General features: G+C 64.3%; 12 protein-coding genes and 2 pseudogenes. 6 read left to right on the forward strand and 8 right to left on the reverse strand.

All coding sequences use genetic code 11. The features are described 5' to 3' along the window. Positions 1-159 precede the first annotated feature (159 nt). Positions 160-1,554 carry a GABA permease gene (gene gabP / locus AA0Z93_RS04275; RefSeq protein ID WP_413046250.1) on the reverse strand — a complete coding sequence of 465 codons (1,395 nt, stop codon included), beginning with the start codon at positions 1,552-1,554 and terminating at the stop codon, positions 160-162. A gap of 661 nt (positions 1,555-2,215) precedes the next feature. On the opposite strand from gabP, the gene AA0Z93_RS04280 reads away from it, so the two are divergent. Next, positions 2,216-2,572 carry a hypothetical protein gene (locus tag AA0Z93_RS04280; protein WP_413046249.1) on the forward strand — a complete coding sequence of 119 codons (357 nt, stop codon included), beginning with the start codon at positions 2,216-2,218 and terminating at the stop codon, positions 2,570-2,572. A gap of 378 nt (positions 2,573-2,950) precedes the next feature. Then, positions 2,951-3,208 carry a hypothetical protein gene (locus AA0Z93_RS04285; protein WP_413046248.1) on the forward strand — a complete coding sequence of 86 codons (258 nt, stop codon included), beginning with the start codon at positions 2,951-2,953 and terminating at the stop codon, positions 3,206-3,208. Between the two features lie 187 nt (positions 3,209-3,395). On the opposite strand, the gene AA0Z93_RS04290 is transcribed toward AA0Z93_RS04285, so the two are convergent. From AA0Z93_RS04290 to AA0Z93_RS04315, 6 genes are all read right to left on the reverse strand, one after another. Continuing rightward, positions 3,396-4,274: an RHS repeat-associated core domain-containing protein gene (locus AA0Z93_RS04290; RefSeq protein ID WP_413398565.1), complete on the reverse strand. Its 879-nt coding sequence runs from the start codon at positions 4,272-4,274 to the stop codon at positions 3,396-3,398. Between the two features lie 47 nt (positions 4,275-4,321). After that, positions 4,322-6,724, reverse strand: coding sequence for a DUF3772 domain-containing protein (locus AA0Z93_RS04295; RefSeq protein ID WP_413046246.1), 2,403 nt, complete (start codon positions 6,722-6,724; stop codon positions 4,322-4,324). Positions 6,725-7,159: 435 nt separating this feature from the next. Continuing rightward, the gene (locus tag AA0Z93_RS04300; protein ID WP_413046245.1) at positions 7,160-8,482 is read right to left on the reverse strand and encodes a DEAD/DEAH box helicase; all 1,323 of its coding nucleotides are present in this window, start codon (positions 8,480-8,482) and stop codon (positions 7,160-7,162) included. A 54-nt stretch (positions 8,483-8,536) separates the two neighbouring features. Continuing rightward, positions 8,537-9,460, reverse strand: coding sequence for a drug/metabolite exporter YedA (gene yedA, locus AA0Z93_RS04305; RefSeq protein ID WP_413046244.1), 924 nt, complete (start codon positions 9,458-9,460; stop codon positions 8,537-8,539). Between the two features lie 111 nt (positions 9,461-9,571). Further along, positions 9,572-10,051, reverse strand: coding sequence for an NYN domain-containing protein (locus AA0Z93_RS04310; RefSeq protein ID WP_413046243.1), 480 nt, complete (start codon positions 10,049-10,051; stop codon positions 9,572-9,574). A 161-nt stretch (positions 10,052-10,212) separates the two neighbouring features. Continuing rightward, complete coding sequence (locus AA0Z93_RS04315; RefSeq protein ID WP_413046242.1) at positions 10,213-10,959, reverse strand: DUF2076 domain-containing protein; 747 nt, start codon at positions 10,957-10,959, stop codon at positions 10,213-10,215. 153 nt (positions 10,960-11,112) lie between these two features. Here AA0Z93_RS04315 and AA0Z93_RS04320 point away from each other — a divergent pair, with 153 nt between their 5' ends. Next, positions 11,113-11,769, forward strand: coding sequence for a YciC family protein (locus AA0Z93_RS04320; protein WP_413046241.1), 657 nt, complete (start codon positions 11,113-11,115; stop codon positions 11,767-11,769). Between the two features lie 104 nt (positions 11,770-11,873). On the opposite strand, the pseudogene AA0Z93_RS04325 reads toward AA0Z93_RS04320, so the two are convergent. Then, a pseudogene (locus AA0Z93_RS04325) lies at positions 11,874-12,095 on the reverse strand (IS256 family transposase); the annotation flags it as partial. Between the two features lie 86 nt (positions 12,096-12,181). Between AA0Z93_RS04325 and AA0Z93_RS04330 the strand changes: the two are divergent. The 3 genes and pseudogenes from AA0Z93_RS04330 (at position 12,182) to AA0Z93_RS04340 (ending at position 16,309) form a co-directional block, all read left to right on the forward strand. Further along, positions 12,182-12,559: a hypothetical protein gene (locus AA0Z93_RS04330; RefSeq protein WP_413046240.1), complete on the forward strand. Its 378-nt coding sequence runs from the start codon at positions 12,182-12,184 to the stop codon at positions 12,557-12,559. A 94-nt stretch (positions 12,560-12,653) separates the two neighbouring features. After that, a pseudogene (locus AA0Z93_RS04335) lies at positions 12,654-12,860 on the forward strand (helix-turn-helix domain-containing protein); the annotation flags it as partial. 242 nt (positions 12,861-13,102) lie between these two features. Next, positions 13,103-16,309, forward strand: coding sequence for an autotransporter domain-containing protein (locus tag AA0Z93_RS04340; protein ID WP_413046239.1), 3,207 nt, complete (start codon positions 13,103-13,105; stop codon positions 16,307-16,309). The last annotated feature ends 145 nt before the right edge of the window (positions 16,310-16,454 follow it).

Raw genomic sequence — 16,454 nt, forward strand, 5'->3', positions numbered from 1 at the left:
CCTTGGGCCGTTGCGCCGAGGGCGCGTGTCCGGGCGGCCTCGCACGGCCCCCGAGAGCGCTGACACGACGACGCGCCGCAGAAGCGGCGCGTGTCGTTGCAAGGTGTGGTCGAGCCTGGGCGAGCGACCCGGCGCATCGCGCGCCAGGCCTGCGAGCGGTCAGCCCAGCGAGCGGGCGCCCACCGGCTGCGCATGGCCACGCGTGGTGACGATGCCGAGGAACGAGATCACGATGGCCAGGCCCAGGGTGGCGCTGACTTCGGCGCGGTGCGCTTCGGTGAACATCATCACCGCCAGGGCCAGGCTGATGAACACGATCACCCCCCAGGTGAGGTACGGGAACAGCCACATGCGGAACTTGAGCTCGGTGTTCTCGCGCTCCAGGCGACGGCGCATGCGCAGTTGCGAGATGGCGATGACCAGGTACACCAGCAAGGCGATGGCCCCGGAGCTGGCCAAGAGGAACTCGAACACGCCCTTGGGTGCGAAGTAGTTGAGCACAGCGATGCCGGCGCCGATCAAGGTACTGCCGAAGACGGCGGCATAAGGCACGCCGACCTTGTTGGTGCGTTTGAGCACGGCCGGGGCGTCGCCGCGCTTGGCCAGCGAGTACATCATGCGCGAGGCGATGTAGATCGAGGAGTTCATGCAACTGGTGACCGCCACCAGCACCACCAGGTCGACCATGAAGGCGGCGTTGGGGATGTTCATGATCTCCAGCGCACGCTGATAGGAGCCCACCACCGCCAACTGCGGATCGTTCCACGGCACCACCGAGATGATCACGAAGATCGACAGGATGTAGAAGGTGCTGATGCGCCAGATCACCGAGCGGGTGGCCTTGGCGATGTTGCGCGATGGGTCGCTCGACTCGGAGGCGGCGATGGTCACCGCTTCCGTGCCGATGAAGCTGAACATCACGGTGATGAACGCGCCGATCACCGCCGACCAACCGTTGGGCGCGAAGCCGCCGTGTTCGGCCATCAGCGTGCTCAGGCCGCTGACTTCGCGCTCGGGCAACCAGCCCATCAGGGCGGCGGCGCCCACGCCGATGAAGCAGAGAATGGCGGTGACCTTGAGGATGGCGAACCAGAACTCGAACTCGCCGTATTTCGCCACGCTGAACAGGTTGGTGCCGGCCAGCAGCAGCACCGAGGCCAGGGCGAAGATCCAGCTGTCGATGTGCGGGAACCAGGCGTTGAGCACGTGCCCGGCGGCCAGGGCTTCGATGGGGATCACCAGCACCCAGAACCACCAGTACAGCCAGCCGATGGTGTAACCGGCCCAGCGGCCGATGGCCTGGTCGGCGTAGGTGGAGAACGAGCCGGTGTCGGGGTGGGCCACGGCCATTTCGCCGAGCATGCGCATGACCAGCACCACCAGGGTCCCGGCCACGAAATAAGAGATTATGGTGGCCGGACCGGCCGCCGCGATGGCGTGGCCGGAACCTACGAACAGTCCGGCGCCGATGATGCCCGCGATGGAGAGCATCGTTACGTGACGTGGCTTGAACCCTTGCGCAAGGGCATTACCATCAGATCCCACGGTGTTCATTGATATTGTTCTCTTTTTGCTGACACAGGAAAGGACGGGCAGGCGTAGGCGAACGAGGCTCCTTGGTCGGAGGGTGGATGACGGGGCACGCACGGGATGTTGTTGAGGTTCTAGCCCGTGGATCGGGGTGCCGCGTGGCGGATGACGGTGCCCATTTAAGCCCCGTGAGCCTGTGGGAATTTATGCGAGAACGCCTTGGGAGTGCGTGATTGCGACGACGGATGTCCGTTTGCGTCATGTGGCGGGATTGGCGTGTCTGTTTGCGTCATGGGAGACGATGTGGGGATTGCGGGTGTAGGGCAATTCGTTAGCTGGGCAATTAGGTGCACGGGTCGGGCGATGTCAGGACGGCTACTTGGTCGGTTACTTGTACGGTTACTTGATCGGTCACTTGTACGGTCGCGGATCCAGCAGGCATTTGAGACCTGCTTGAGTTCACCTTCGCAAAGCGTCTAGTGCAAGGCTCGGAGCAGCATGGCTGCGCTATAGCCGGCCTCGCCAGATACTGCCATTGAGACTATGTGGATTTATCTTACGAGAGTTGTAGGCTTTTCTACTTTCAGCTGTAGGACAGAATGAATAGTTTCCCCAGCTCACTGACCGGGCGGTGAAATGCAGGTAGCCGGCTTACCGAAGCATTGAATGCAAGGTGCTAGCCGGAGTGCTCGCTACGTTCACCGGCCTTCGTCCCGTTGACGGCACTCTACGTACTTTTCGAGTGCGGGTCGCCCGACGATTGATTGCCAAGCTGATGGACATTGCCATGAAAAAAGCCGCCCCTGCCCCACTCATAAACACCCCTCATTTTTCCGTTCACAGCGGCCTCAGCTGCGAGGACGCCCTCGCGTATGCCCAGCAATTGCTGCAAGGCATCGAAGACTCGCTCGACGAATACCGCACGGCCAACGCCGATACACCGGAAATGCACAACGTGCTCAGCGCTGTGCGCGCTGCGCGGACGGGGCAGACGTTGTTGGCGCACGTGATGGGGCGGGGAGTAGAAGAAGGTCGACCTTAGGTAACGGATTGGGGTTGGGTTTCAGCATTCTTCAGGGGCTGGCTTTCGATTCGCGGTCGATAGCGCCTGTCGGACATTTCCGAAATTTAACCGAATGCTTCAGCTCCAGCTCTAGAGCGACTTATCCTACGCGTGTTGCAGCCGTTTCGACGTTGTTGATCCGAGGCAAGGGGGCTAACTTCCCCGGGTCGTCTACGTGGCGATCGGGTGTGAGAGCCCAGCGAAATGTCGGAGCGCTGTCATGGCAGCCGTTCGTGGGCAGACTTCGGTCTGGCCGGAATTCCGATGTTCGCCGGTCTCTCACCCTGCGAACGGCTGCCACCCATTTCTGTGAGAGGAACTGTCTGGCAGACACCACTGCGAACACGGAGCCTTGCCATGAAAAAACCAGTCCCCGATCCACCCAGCAAAATCATCCACACCCCTTACCTCGCCATCCACGCCGACCTCAGCCCGCAAGACGCCCTCACTTACACAGAGCAACTACTGCACGCCATCGAAGCTTCCCTCGACGAATACTGTATGGCCAATGCCGGCGCGCCAGGCCTGGGCCTGTTGATCGGCGCCGCCCATGCTGCCCGGAGCGGCCAGGCGTTGTTGGCACATGCGCTAGGGCGATACGCTGCCGAATCTTGAAATGACTGATCAAGATGCTTACAGGCTCCACATTCGCCACTACCTGGGCGCAGAAGAAAGCCCGGAAATCGAACCATCTGGGCGTATCTGGACTGATGGACCGCTTACTGCGCGAGCGTGTCCGAAGATCGATCCTGGCCTAGTGGTACTGCGCCCGAACCGAGTGCCTGGTCGTGTGTACGACAACCTATCGATGCATCCGTATAGATTGACTCATCGCACCGAGTTCACCTCTCCATGCTAGCCTTGCAGCGTTGACTGGAATAGGAATTGCACCCGTCAATGCACCGTTTGCTGGAGTTGAGGGATCGAACTGACCGGGAACAGCGTCGTCTGTCACCGGGGTTCTGAGGATGGGCGATAAATCGGCTCGAACTCGAACTGTTGCTTGGGTTTGGCCTACGGTCAGGTTCAGCGCTCTGGATTCGGCTATTGCTATTGTCCAGTCTCGAGCCAGATCAACCGATCGGGCTTGATCTATAGCTTGGATTCGCTCTTGGAGTTGGTCTAGCTCTCTGGAGAAGGCTCGGTTCTGGAGCAAGGTTTCAGCCTGTACTCGGGCCTGGAACGGCGTTCGGGGCTCTTCAGCGTTGATCAAACGAAGCTCCTCGAGCAACAACCCCATCGTGTTCGGGGCTGCACCACGCTGTGGAAGGGCCCTGTGCCCACTTGGATCCGAACTCGTCAGTGGATCGCCCGCACAGTAAGCGTAAGCATTCAGCCCTCCGGCACCAAAAGGGCTCCAGCTGTCCGGCGCGACGAATCGCATCAAAGCAGGGCTGAAACCTCGGTAGCCATTGCCCAACAAGTACACACCGGCGCAACGATCCAGACGTTGGCCATTGAAGTTCATTACCGACGCGCGGCGGGCTCCAGCTTCTTGAAACCCATATGGGCTGTAGGCCTGCAGAATCAAGGACTTCATCTGAAGCCTCCTGAATGTAAAGCCTGAAGCGTCGGCGGTTTGGAAGTGGCCAGCAACTGACAGTATTACCAGTTGCCGGCTGTGGCCAAGCGGGTCGACGGGCACGGCCGCTTGCCCGTTCTGCGCTGGTCCGTCGGGCATCTCATAGGGCAGAGTCCGAGGCGCGACGCTTGGGGTATCGAGACGTCTTACGCCTGAGGCTCCGTGGTCGGCGACTCATTCTTCAGCAACACCATGCTCTGCGGCGACGACAGCGCGATCCCCTCCTCCCGCAGCGTATTGAGAATGCTGAACAGCAGATCGCTGCGCGCCCCACCCACCTGCCGCGGGCCGGCCACGTAGCCGCTGGCCGAGAGCACCATGCCCGTGGCGGTGATGTCCTTGAAGGTCACCGACGGCGCCGGGGCGTCGAGGATGCCTTCGTGGGCCTGGTAGGCCGCCAACAAGAGTTCGCGTACGCGGGTGGCGTCGGTGTCCAGGGGCAAGGTCAGGGTGATGCCGACCACGCCCAGGGCGTTGGCCATGGTCACATTGCGCACGTTCTGCGAGATGAACTGCGAATTGGGCACGATCACCGTGGAGCGGTCGGACATCTGGATTTCGGTGGCGCGCACGTTGATGCGGCGGATGTCGCCCTCGACCCCGGCCAGGCTCACCCAGTCGCCGACCTTGACCGGCCGCTCGGTGAGCAGAATCAAGCCGGAGATGAAGTTCTGCACGATCTGCTGCAAGCCGAAACCGATACCCACCGACAGCGCGCTGACCACCCAGGTCAGGCTGGTGAGGTTGATGTGCAGGGTCGACATCACCACCGAGGCGAGGAACAGGAAGCCGATGTAGCCGACCAGCGTCACCAGGGACGCGCGCATGCCGGCGTCCATTTCGGTGTCGGGCAGCAGCCGCTCGCCCAGCCAGCGCTTGAGCACGCGGATGGCGAACAGCCCGGCGAAGAAGATCGCCACGGCGAGGAAGATGTCTTGCGGCACCAGGTTGAGGTTGCCGAGCACCTTGCCGCCGCTGCCGTCCCACTCGCCCAGGCTCATCAGCAACTCGCCGGGGCTGGTGCCCGACGGCAGGAAGGCGAACATCACGGCGACGAACAGCATCAGCGTACGCCCGACCCCGGCCAGGATGGTGCTGGCTTGAGCCTGGTGGCGCTGTTGCAGGCCCAGGGCCGAGGCCAGTGCCAGGCCGCCGGGCTGGCGCGGCGACAGCAGCGCTTCGCACAGGTCGCCGAACACCGTGATCATCAGGTAGGCGCAGGTGGCGACCACGCTGATCCACAGCAGCTTGGCGGTGAGGAAGTACGACAGGGTCAGGAAGCCGGTGAGCAACGCGACGAACATCGCCGCCACCCACACCGACATCACGAACGGGATCAGTCCGGCCAGACCGGTCGGGCGCGGCAGGTTGTGCTGCCGACGGGTGCGACGGTAGCCGACCAGGGCGGCGATGAACAGGATCGATACCACCAGCGCGGTCAGGCCGTTGGTGGCCAGGGTCAGCGCCAGGCTGGTGCCGATCACGCTGTTGATGCGCTCGACGGTCAGCAGCAGCATCAAGGCCAGGGCCAGCACTTGCGGGAACCAGCCTAAGGCGCTGGCGACCTGGTCGGGGATCGGCGGCAGGCGCCAGGAGGGGCGTTGCAGCATGAGCATGGCGCGGCCGAGGCCGGCGACGAAGGCGCTGAACACCACCAGGGTGAGGATGTGGTTGGTGACGCTGGCCAGGTCGCTACTCAGTTCCGCGCTGCTTTCCAGGCCCCAGCGCACCAGCGACACGGCGCCGCCGATGGTGCTCAGGGTGGCCAGGGCCACGCCCAAGGCCAGGGCGCTGCGGCGCAGGCGGCCTTCGGGCAGCCAGCGCACCACCAGGTAGCCCAGGAAACGCTCGAGCAGGCCACGGCCCACCGTCCACACCGCCAGGGCGGCCAGCAAACTGGTGAGGAACAGCCAGCGGTGCTCGGCACTGAAGGCGCTGGCCACGGCGTCGGCAGCGTCGCTGCGCAAGCCGTCCAGGCGTGCCATGTCTTCGTCGGTGGGGCGCACCAAGGTCGACCAGAACGCCGGGCTCAGCGGGCTGGCCGCGCGGCTGCTGATCTGCGAATTGAACAGGCTGCGGCGCAGGTTGACGATCTGCGTCGAGAGGTCGCGGGCCGATTGCGCCAGTTCGGTGGCTTGCTTCTGCTCGGCTTGCAGCGACTTCTGCTGGGCAGTGAGTTGGCGCCGTTGCAGCGTCAGGCTGTCGGCCTCGTCGGCCTGGGCCGGGCCGACCACGCTGAGCTGGTCGACCACCCGCTGCACGTCGGTGCCGCGCTGGGTGGCGAGGTCGGCGGCTTGGCGCTGCACCTGCAAGGCCGCCTGACGCAGTTGCGCGAGCAGGTCGTCGTTGGCATTGCTGGTGACACCCTGACGGATCTGGTCGAGCCGGGCGTTGAGCTGGTCGAGGGTGGCGTTCTCGTCGAGCGTCTGCTGCTCGACGGCGGCCAGGCGCGGTGCAGGATCGTCCGTGGCCGACCAGGCGGGTGTGGCGACCCACAACAACAGGGCCAGCAGGCCCATGCAGAAACGGTCAAGGCGAGTGCGCCTCATGGGGGTGTCCTCTTTACAGCTTGTTGAAGTAGGGAATTCTAAGCGGCCCGGCGCAGATCCTTTATGAAAATCTTGCAGAAGCGACCGTTTCGACGCCTTCAAGTCGCGACGGGTGACAACGCCGCCTTGGATCTAGGACGCTGTATATCGGCTGCCTAGGGATGTCGCGGCCATTGGGCCGGCGGTGCCGGCCATCGCGGCTCAAGCCGCTCCCACAGGGGTTAGAACTGAAGTCTCGGATAGATGGAGCGCATCTGACTTCTGTAGGAACGGCCGGCGCACCGGTTTAGCCGCGATGGGCGGCAACGCCGCTTCGAATTCAGGCGCTGCGTACTGGGCGCTGGGTACTGACTGTCGGAAGGCGTTGCGGCAATTGGGCCGGCGTTGCCGGCCATCGCAACTAACCGAAACGCCGAAACCGGCCATTCCCAAGCATCACTTCTTCTTACGCGGACCACCGTTGAAACTCGGCACCTTACGCACCGGCTTGAGGTCGGGCGCGGCGTCCGCGCCGCTGTCCATCCACTTGCCCAACCCGCGTTTGGCGGCGCCTTCCTTCGGCTTTTTGGGCTTCTTCGGTTTCTTGATCACCTGGCCGCTGGCATCGGTCTGCGGCACGCGGTGGTCGGGGATGAAGTCCGGTTCGTCATGGCGCGGCAAAGTCTGACGGATCAGGGTTTCGATAGCGGCCAGCAGTTGCACTTCGTCGGCGCACACCAGCGAAATCGCCTCGCCCGTGTTGCCCGCACGGCCGGTGCGGCCGATGCGGTGCACGTAGTCTTCGGCGACGATCGGCAGGTCGAGGTTGACCACCAGCGGCAGGTCGTCGATGTCCAGTCCGCGCGCCGCCACGTCGGTGGCGACCAGCACCTGGATCTCGCGCTGCTTGAAGCTGTCCAGGGCACGCTGGCGAGTGGCCTGCGGGCGGTCGCCGTGGATGCCGTCGGCCTTGAGGCCCTCGGCCTGCAAGCGTTCGACCAGTTGGTCGACGCCGTTGCGGGTCTTGGCGAACACCAGCACCTGCCCCCAACCCTGCTTGCGCAGCAGGTGGCAGAACAGATCGGCCTTGCGTTTCTTGTCCACCGTCACCAGCCACTGCTTGACGGTGCTGGCGGTGGCGTTGCGCGGGCTGACTTCGATGCTCAGCGGGTCTTGCAGCGCCAGGCCGGCGAGCAGACGGATCTGCTCGGAGAAGGTGGCGGAGAACAGCAGCGTCTGGCGTTTGCGCGGCAAGGCGGCGTACACCGCACGCAGCTCTTCGGCAAAGCCCAGGTCGAGCATGCGGTCGGCTTCGTCGAGTACGAGGGTCTGCACCTGGTTGAACTTGATGGCGTTCTGCCGGAACAGGTCGAGCAGCCGGCCCGGCGTGGCCACCAACAGGTCGACGCCACGGCGCAGACGCATCATCTGCGGGTTGATGCTGACCCCGCCGTACACCGCGTAGGTGCTCACCGGCAGGTGCTCGGCGTAGGCACGCAGGTTCTCGTGCACCTGCTCGGCCAGTTCGCGGGTGGGCACCAGCACCAGGGCGCGGATGCTGTTGCTGGCGACCTTCTCGCCTTCGAGGGTCAGGCGCTGCAAGACCGGCAAGCCGAAGCCTGCGGTCTTGCCGGTGCCGGTCTGCGCCGCAGCCATCAGGTCGCGGCCGGCCAGCACGGCGGGAATGGCCTGGGCCTGGACCGGGGTGGGAGTGGTGTAGCCCAGTTCCTGCAAGACGCGCAGCAAGGGTTCGATCAGGCCGAGGGAGGCGAAAGTCATGGCAATACCGTCAGGGGTTCAGCGAAGGCGGCGAGTTTACCGCAACGCCCTGCCCTACTTGCACATTTTGCCGGCCAGCGGTGCGGCCTCGGGTGGCGGCGCCTTGCGCCATTGCGGTACGCCGATCAGCACCACCGCGCCGATGATCACCGTCATGGCCAGGCATTCTTCGGCGCCGATCCGCTCGCCGGCGAAGAGAATGCCCAGCAGCACCGCGACCGCCGGATTGACGTAGGCATAGCTGGTGGCTGCGGCCGGGCGCACGTGCTTGAGCAGGTACATGTAAGCACTGAAGGCGAGGATCGAGCCGAACAGCACCAGATAGGCCAGCGCCCCCCAACCGGCGGTAGTGGGCAGGTGCGTCATGCGCTCGCCGCTCAGCACGCTGCCGACCAGCAGGATGGCGCCACCCAACAGCATTTCGCAGGCGGCGGCCATGGCCCCTTGCGGCAGCGGCAGGCGCTTGCTCCACACCGAACCGAAGGCCCAGGCGGCGGCCGCGAACAGGATCAGCAGCGCGCCCAGGGGGCTGGCTTGCAGGTTGGAGCCGAGGTTGAGCAGCGCAATGCCCACCAGCCCCAGCAGGATGCCGGCCCACTCCAGGCGCGAATTGCGCTGGCCGAACCACAGCCCGAACAGCAAGGTGAACAGCGGCACCGTGGCGATCGCCAGTGCCGCCACCCCGGAGGCCACGCCGGCATGCTCGGCCAGGGTCACGCCGCCGTTGCCGCAACTGAGCAGCAGAAAGCCGATGGCCCCGGCAGCGCGCCACTGCGGCCAAGTCGGATTGGCTACCCCACGCCAACGCAGAAACCCATACAGCAAGGCCCCGGCGGCGACGAAGCGCACCCCGGCCATGAGCAGCGGCGGCCAGGATTCGACGCCGATGCGGATCATCAGGTAGGTGGAGCCCCAGACCAGGTACAGGGCGAGGAAAGCGCCGATCAACAGCAGCGGGAAACGACGGGAGGCAGGCATGGTGGCAGCTCGAAGTCCATTCGGGGCGTTCGAGTCTACGGCCTGCTGTGGGAAATTCTTAGTAACAATTACTGACGAAGTGGCCCGTACACCTTGGCCTTGCGAGCTTGCTCAATGCCGCAACAACAACCGCCCCTCGATCGGCTGAAAGCGGCTCGCGGCCCGAATCAGCGACATCGCCGTAAGCCCCGGCACGCCGTACACCACCGCTTCCACACCATGGCGCTGGATCACCCGTTCCAACAGCAAATCGAAATCGCCGTCGCCCGAGGCCAGCACCACCTGGTCGACCCGGCTGGCGGCATCGACCACGTCCAAGGTGATGCCCACGTCCCAGTCGCCCTTGGCCGAGCCGTCGCTGCGCTGGATGTAGGGTTTGAGCCGGACCTGGAAACCCAACTTGCGCAGGATCTGCTGAAACTGCTGCTGCTTGGCGTCGCCGCGGTCGATGGCGTAGGCCACCGCTTCGACGATCTCGCCTTCGCGGCTGAGTTCGGCCCAGAGCGCGGCATAGTTGAAGTGGCAGCCGTGGGCCTGGCGCACGGTGTAGTAGAGGTTCTGCACATCGGCGAACAGCGCGATCTTCTTCACCTGGGGGGCTCCTGGGGCGGGGGCTGCGGCGGGCTGGGCGGGGCGGCCCGTGGCGACGTGCGCGCTACGGATCGCCCGATGTCGCCGGCTCAGAAACCACCTTCACACGAATCGAGCGGGCGCCAGACGCCCGCAAACGGCCAGGGAGTATGCCAGACCTGTCAGATGAACGAGTCGTCGTCGGCGAAACCGCCGCCGTCGTCGCTGTCATAGTCCGCGTCGCTGAAGCCACCGTTGCCCTGGTCATAACCGCTGTGGTCGGCCACCTGCTGCTGGTCGCCCGAATCCTGCCAGCCGCCAGCGTCGCTGGCGGGTGCGGGTCGCTCTTCGATCACCTCGACCACCTCCTGCGGCTGCGAGCCGTGGCCGAACAGGCTGCTGATGCCCTGCGCCAACAGCACCCCACCGGCCACGCCGGCAGCGGTCTGCATGGCACCGCCGAGGAAGCTGCCCGCAGCGCCGCGGGCCGGCGCGGCATTAGCGGCAGCGCTTGGGTTGCCATAGGGCTGTGCCGGGGCACTGCCGGGCGCCGGCTCACGCCAGCCGCCACCGCTGGCGGGCGGATTGCCCGGGCGTGTTTGCGCCGGTGGGTTGCCAGACTTGGCATTGCCACCGAACAGGCTGGACAGGAAACCGCCGCCACCATTGCCGTTGTCGCTGGTCTGCCCGGACTGGGCACGGGCCTGGCGCAGGTCGGCTTCGAGCTGCTTGTTCTGCTCGTCCAGGCGCTTGAGCGCCGCTTCCTGGACCAGGATCGCCTGGGCCATGTAATAGGCGGCCGCCGGTTGCCGGCGCAGGTGTTCCTCGATACGCGCCTGGGCCTGGGCGTCGCGCGGCTCGGCGGCCGCTTCGGCCTGGCGCAGACGGTCGAACAGACCGTCGATCAGGCGTTGTTCTTCACTGTTCATGAGCTACCTCGCGGAAACTGAGTGGGCTGGCGGACCCGCTCAAAGTGGGGGGTATCCCCTACCGATTCAATCGCCCGAGCGATGAAACATTCTTTAGCCACCGGCCCCGGTGGGCTAAAGTGGCGCCTGCTTTCGGCCATGCGATATCGACTGATGAAACCCTTCACCGTTCTGCGCGACTCCCTGTATTTCTTCCGCCTGCACCTGCTCGGCATCGTCAAGCTGTGCCTGCCGGTGGTGTTTCTCGAAGCCCTGTGCACGCACCTGGTGCTGCAACAATTGGGCGAAAACGCCGGCTACGGCTACGGCATGCTGGTGAGCCTGCTGTTCTACCCCCTGTACACCGCCGGGCTGATCCTCTACCTCGACACCCGCAGCCAGGGCCAGGACGTTGCCCTGCGCAACCTGTTCGCCCGTGCGCTGCAACTGTGGCCGCAGATGGCGCTGCTGGTGCTGCTCGGCTCGTTGCTGATCATGGCGGGGCTGACGCTGTTCATCCTGCCGGGCGTGTGGATCATGCTCAAACTGGCCTTCGCCGATTTCATCGTGGTGCTGCGTGGCCGGCCGGTGCTGCAGGCGATGCGCGACAGTGCCAACCTGACCAGCGGGCACCTGCTGACCATCCTGATCTGCATGCTCTCGGTGGTGGCACCGTTGTGGTTGATCGACGGTTTGCTGCTGATGGCGTTCCCTGATGCGCAGGCGGGGGTGATGATCGCGATCGATAGCGTGGGTGGGTTCTTGCAGTTGTTCAGCACGGTGGTGCTGTTTCGGTTGTTCATGTTGCGTGAGGCGCAGTTGCCGGCGTGAGGGTTGGTGGTACTGTCGTATCCCGCCACTCGACCGCAGTGGGGATTGTCGGTTTTGTGTCTGCCGGCCAATTACGGCTTGGCGTCAGGTAGGCTTGGATTCCATCAAGTCGGCCTCATGAGCCGATCTCCATACTGAATCGCAAACGGGTTCATCGCGCTTTTCCAATCATGTGCCGCCGAGCCCGACTTTGCTGAGATGCTGCGCAGAGTCAGCCAGATCGGTTTGGTCGCCGCGCCATCGTTCGGACAGTGCTGGCGGGTCTCGATGACCTTGCGTAGCTGAGCGTTGATATGCTCGATGGCCTGGGCGGTGTAAATCACCTTAACGGGCATGAGGAAACAGAGATATTGAATCCCCTACATAATTCAATGCATACAGACGACGTTATTGTAAGGATCTCGATATTAAAATGACGCGCATAAAAATAATTGACACCCAGGGAGATCAAGTGAAATTTTCCTGTCCACTTGGCACAGGGTGGGCTAAGTGGGGCGTTGAAGCGCCGGCAATAGGTGCTTGCTATGACGTTGAATGGGATGTGGATGACGATTTTGAGTGGGGAAAAAATATAAAGGATGCGTTGGAGGCCACCTCCGCCATCGAGACGGTGGGCAGCACCCTATTTTTTGTTGCTCAGGCTTTAACTTACGAAAGCGACAGGATTTTAACGATCTCCCTAGGCGGCGATGTAATATTTCTCAATGTAAGTTCTGCACCAAGCACGAGAAAACACATTTGTTTTTTCACAAGCTCGGACAATATAACGTTGTACCCTGTTGAGCTTTAATATAGTCCTACGCAGGTTATTAGCACCGCTTTCTTGAGGCAATGAGGCCTGGCGGTCTCAGTGACTAAGTGCAACACCCGAGGTAAGGTGCTGCATGACTACTCACTATGCCCACTTGACCATCGAAGAGCGCTTAACGCTGATGATCATGCGTCTGCAAGGCTCCTCGCTGCGAGCCATGGCCCAAGTTCTTGGGCGTCAGCCCAGCACACTGAGTCGATAGGTTCGACGCCAGTTGCAGCCAGAGCGCTATGAACCCAGCGCTGCCGGTGCCCGAGCGCATGCCCTCAGACACGTCCCTTATGGCGGTTCTGCCCATAGTTTTTCACCCCAAACTGTGACCCCGATCACGCAACCCGCAAAGTCCCATTCGCGCAAACCCTCGTGCCAGAAGCTTCGCACCCGCTCCTAGCACATGCGTACTATGTTCCTGCGCCCCCACCGCTCCCGATACTCCCCTTGTTATCCCTCGCACAACGGAAATGCCTGGCCCTCGGCCCGGCTGCCACTTGCGTGGCCCTTAATGGAGTATCTGGAGTCGCCATGAACCCCTTATTCAAGCTTTCCCCGCTCGCGTTCGCGATCACGCTGACGGTGCTGCCCAACGCCCATGCGGCGGACTACGTCCTCACCAGCGGCCAGGAGACCTTCGACAGCGACCGAGCCTATGACGGCTCGGTGCTGATCCGCCCTGCCCCCGGTGGCACGGCGAGCCTCGTGGTCAACGACGGCGCTACGCTCACCAGCCGCGGCGGGCAGATCGGCGGTGGCGCGAGCAACTCAGCGGCGAACACCGCCCTGGGCAGCGTCACCGTGCAGGGTGCCGGCAGCCGCTGGCTGGTGCCGCGCACCAATGCCGTGCTGTTCAATACCGTCGTCATCGGCGGCGCGGGCCAGGGCGCGCTCAACGTGCTCGACGGCGGACAGGTGTCGGTACGTGAACTGCGCCTGGGCGACAGCGGCGCCGCCGGCAACGGCCTGTCGCGCGCCAACCTGCTGGTCAGTGGCAAAGATGCCGTGCTGGACACGGTCAACGTCAACGCCGATGCGGTGTTCATCTACGACTCGCGCATCGCCCTCAAGGACGGCGGCCGGATCAACAGCGAGCGGGTGGACATCAACTCGATCAGCGAACTGTCCGGCAACGGCACCCGTTGGGACAACAGCGGCACCTTCCGCAACCGCAACGACCTGACCCTGCGCGACGGCGCCGTGCTCACCAGCGATGCGATGTCGCTGGGCGCGGCCAATACCACGCGCAGCACCGAAGTTCGGTTGTCCGGGGCGGGCACGCGCCTGGCCACCCGTACGATGACCCTGGGCACCACAACTTCCACCACCAACCTGGTGCTGGCCGAGGGCGCCGAACTGAGCAGCACCGAAGGTATCGACATCAGCACGCTGACCAGCATCAATTCGGCCTCGCGCGGCAACCTCGCCATCGGTGGCACCGTGGTCATGGACACGTCGCGCACCGATCTCGACTCGCTCACCGCTGGCGCGGCCCAGGCTGCCGGGCGACTCGACCCACAGACCGCACTGCGCTTCGGCACCAGCCGCGGCACTCTGGCGTTCAACCACACCGACAACGCGTTGCAGATAGACAACGCCATCAGCGGCGCCGGTCGAATCTATGCCTTCAACGGCGACACCACCCTGGGCGGGGATCTCAGCGGCTTCTCCGGCAGCACTGTGGTACGCGGCGGGCGTCTGGTGCTGGCCGGCGACGTCGACCAGACCAGCACACGGGCAACCTCCCTGCTCAACGTCGGCAACGGCGCCCTGGTGGTCAACGGCACGGTCGGCCACGACCTGTCCGGCACCTACAGCAACCGCGCCCAGGTGCTGGACGGCGGCGTGCTGGCCGGCATCGGTCAGGTGGGCAGCACCCAGGTCGCCTCGGGCGGCACCCTGTCGCCGGGCGAAGCAGCGCTGGGCACGCTGACCATCAAAGGCGACCTAGACATGGCCGACGGCTCGCGCTATGCCGCTGACATTGCCGGCAACGGTGGCTCCGACCGCATCGAGGTCAGCGGTACGGCGACCCTGCGCGGCACGCGGGTCGACGTCACTACGCTGGACCAGGCGCAGAGCTACCAGACCGGGCAGACCTACACCCTGCTCGCCGCCCAGGGCGGCGTGGTGGACGGCGCTGCGACCGGCACCGCCTACGCCCAGGCGTTCAGCAAGTCGGCGTTCCTCGACGTGGGCCTGCAACGCACGGCCAATGCGTTGAACCTGACCATCGCACAGAAGGACACCAACCCACAGCCGCCTGTGGAGCCGCCTGTGGAGCCGCCTGTGGAGCCACCCGTAGAGCCACCACAGCCGCCGGTCGAACCACCTGTACAACCACCCGTAGAGCCTCAGCCTCCGGTAGAGCCGCCTGTGCAACCCCCGGAGCCGCAGCCTCCGGTCGAGCCGCCTGTGCAACCCCCGGAGCCGCAGCCTCCGGTCGAGCCGCCTGTGCAACCACCCGTAGAGCCTCAGCCTCCGGTCGAGCCGCCTGTGCAACCACCCGTAGAGCCGCAGCCTCCGGTCGAGCCACCTGTCGAACCCCAACCCCCTGTCGAGCCGCCCGTGCAACCCCCGGTTCAACCGCCCGAAACCGGCGGCACCCCTGGCATCTTCCAGACAGTGGCCCTGACCGAAAACCAGTGGAACACCGCCGGCGCCTTGGGCGCCCTGCAACAAAGCGGCGAGCCGCTGCGCCTGTACAACAACCTGCTGATCCTCGATGCCGACAGCGCACGCAACGCCATCGATCAACTCTCGGGCGACTACCACGGCAGCACCGGCACCGCGCTGATCGCCAACAGCCAGGTCGTTTCCGGCGTGCTCGGCACACGTCTGCGCAGCCTGTTGGACAATGCCAACGTAAGCATGCCACTCGGCGCCTCGAACCTCATGCCTGCCGTGCCGGTGGCACAGACCGGCGCCTGGGTACAGGCCTTCGGCAACTGGTCGAAGTTCGATGGCAACCGCGGTGCGGGTGGCTTGCAGCAGAAGACCGGCGGTGTGCTGATCGGCGCCGACGGCCGCTTCACACCCGACTGGAGCGCTGGCGTGTATGGCGGCTACAGCCGCTCGAAGTTCGACGCAGACGACCGTGACGCCAAGGGCCACAGCGACAACTACCACCTGGGCGTGTACACCGGTGCCCAGTTCGACGCCCTACGCCTGAGCGCGGATGTCGGCTACACCTGGCATGACTTGGACAGCAAGCGCAACGTGGCCTTCGCCGGCTTCAGCGACCACCTCAAGGGCAAGCGCGATGCCAATACTCTGCAGGCCAGCACCGAAGCGGCCTACCGCATCGGGTTGGGCGCGTTGGCGTTGGAACCTTTCGTGGGCGTGTCGTACGTCAAGTACGACGCCGACAGTTTCCGCGAGAAAGGTGGTGCTGCGGCGCTCCATGTATCCAGCGAGCAACAGGACACCTGGTTCTCCACGGTGGGCCTGCGCGCGTCGACCCGCACCAGCGTCGCCAATCACCAGACCGAGCTGTACGGTTCGCTGGGCTGGCGGCGTGCCTATGGCGACCTCGACCCGCGCAACGAGCAGGCCTTCGCCGGTGGCCCGAGCTTCGAAGTGCAGGGCATCGCACAGACGCGCAACGTGGCGCTGACCGAAGTGGGGGCGAAAATGCGCCTGAACAGCCAGACCGACCTGGACCTGTCGTATCAGGGGCAGTTCGGTTCGGACACGCGGTTCCATTCTGTGAATGCGGGGGTGACGGTGAAGTTCTGAAGGCCGTGGTGCGGCTCGCAAAGGCATGTCCTCACTCGGTCTGACGGGTCGGTATCGCCAGGATAGTGGCGGCGTTCTCACCCCTCGCGACTGATCGGAGCGCCGACCCGGCCACTCCTACGAATGTAGGGGCGGTGGTTCAGCA

Source organism: Pseudomonas phoenicis (assembly GCF_047302395.1).
Lineage (GTDB): Bacteria > Pseudomonadota > Gammaproteobacteria > Pseudomonadales > Pseudomonadaceae > Aquipseudomonas.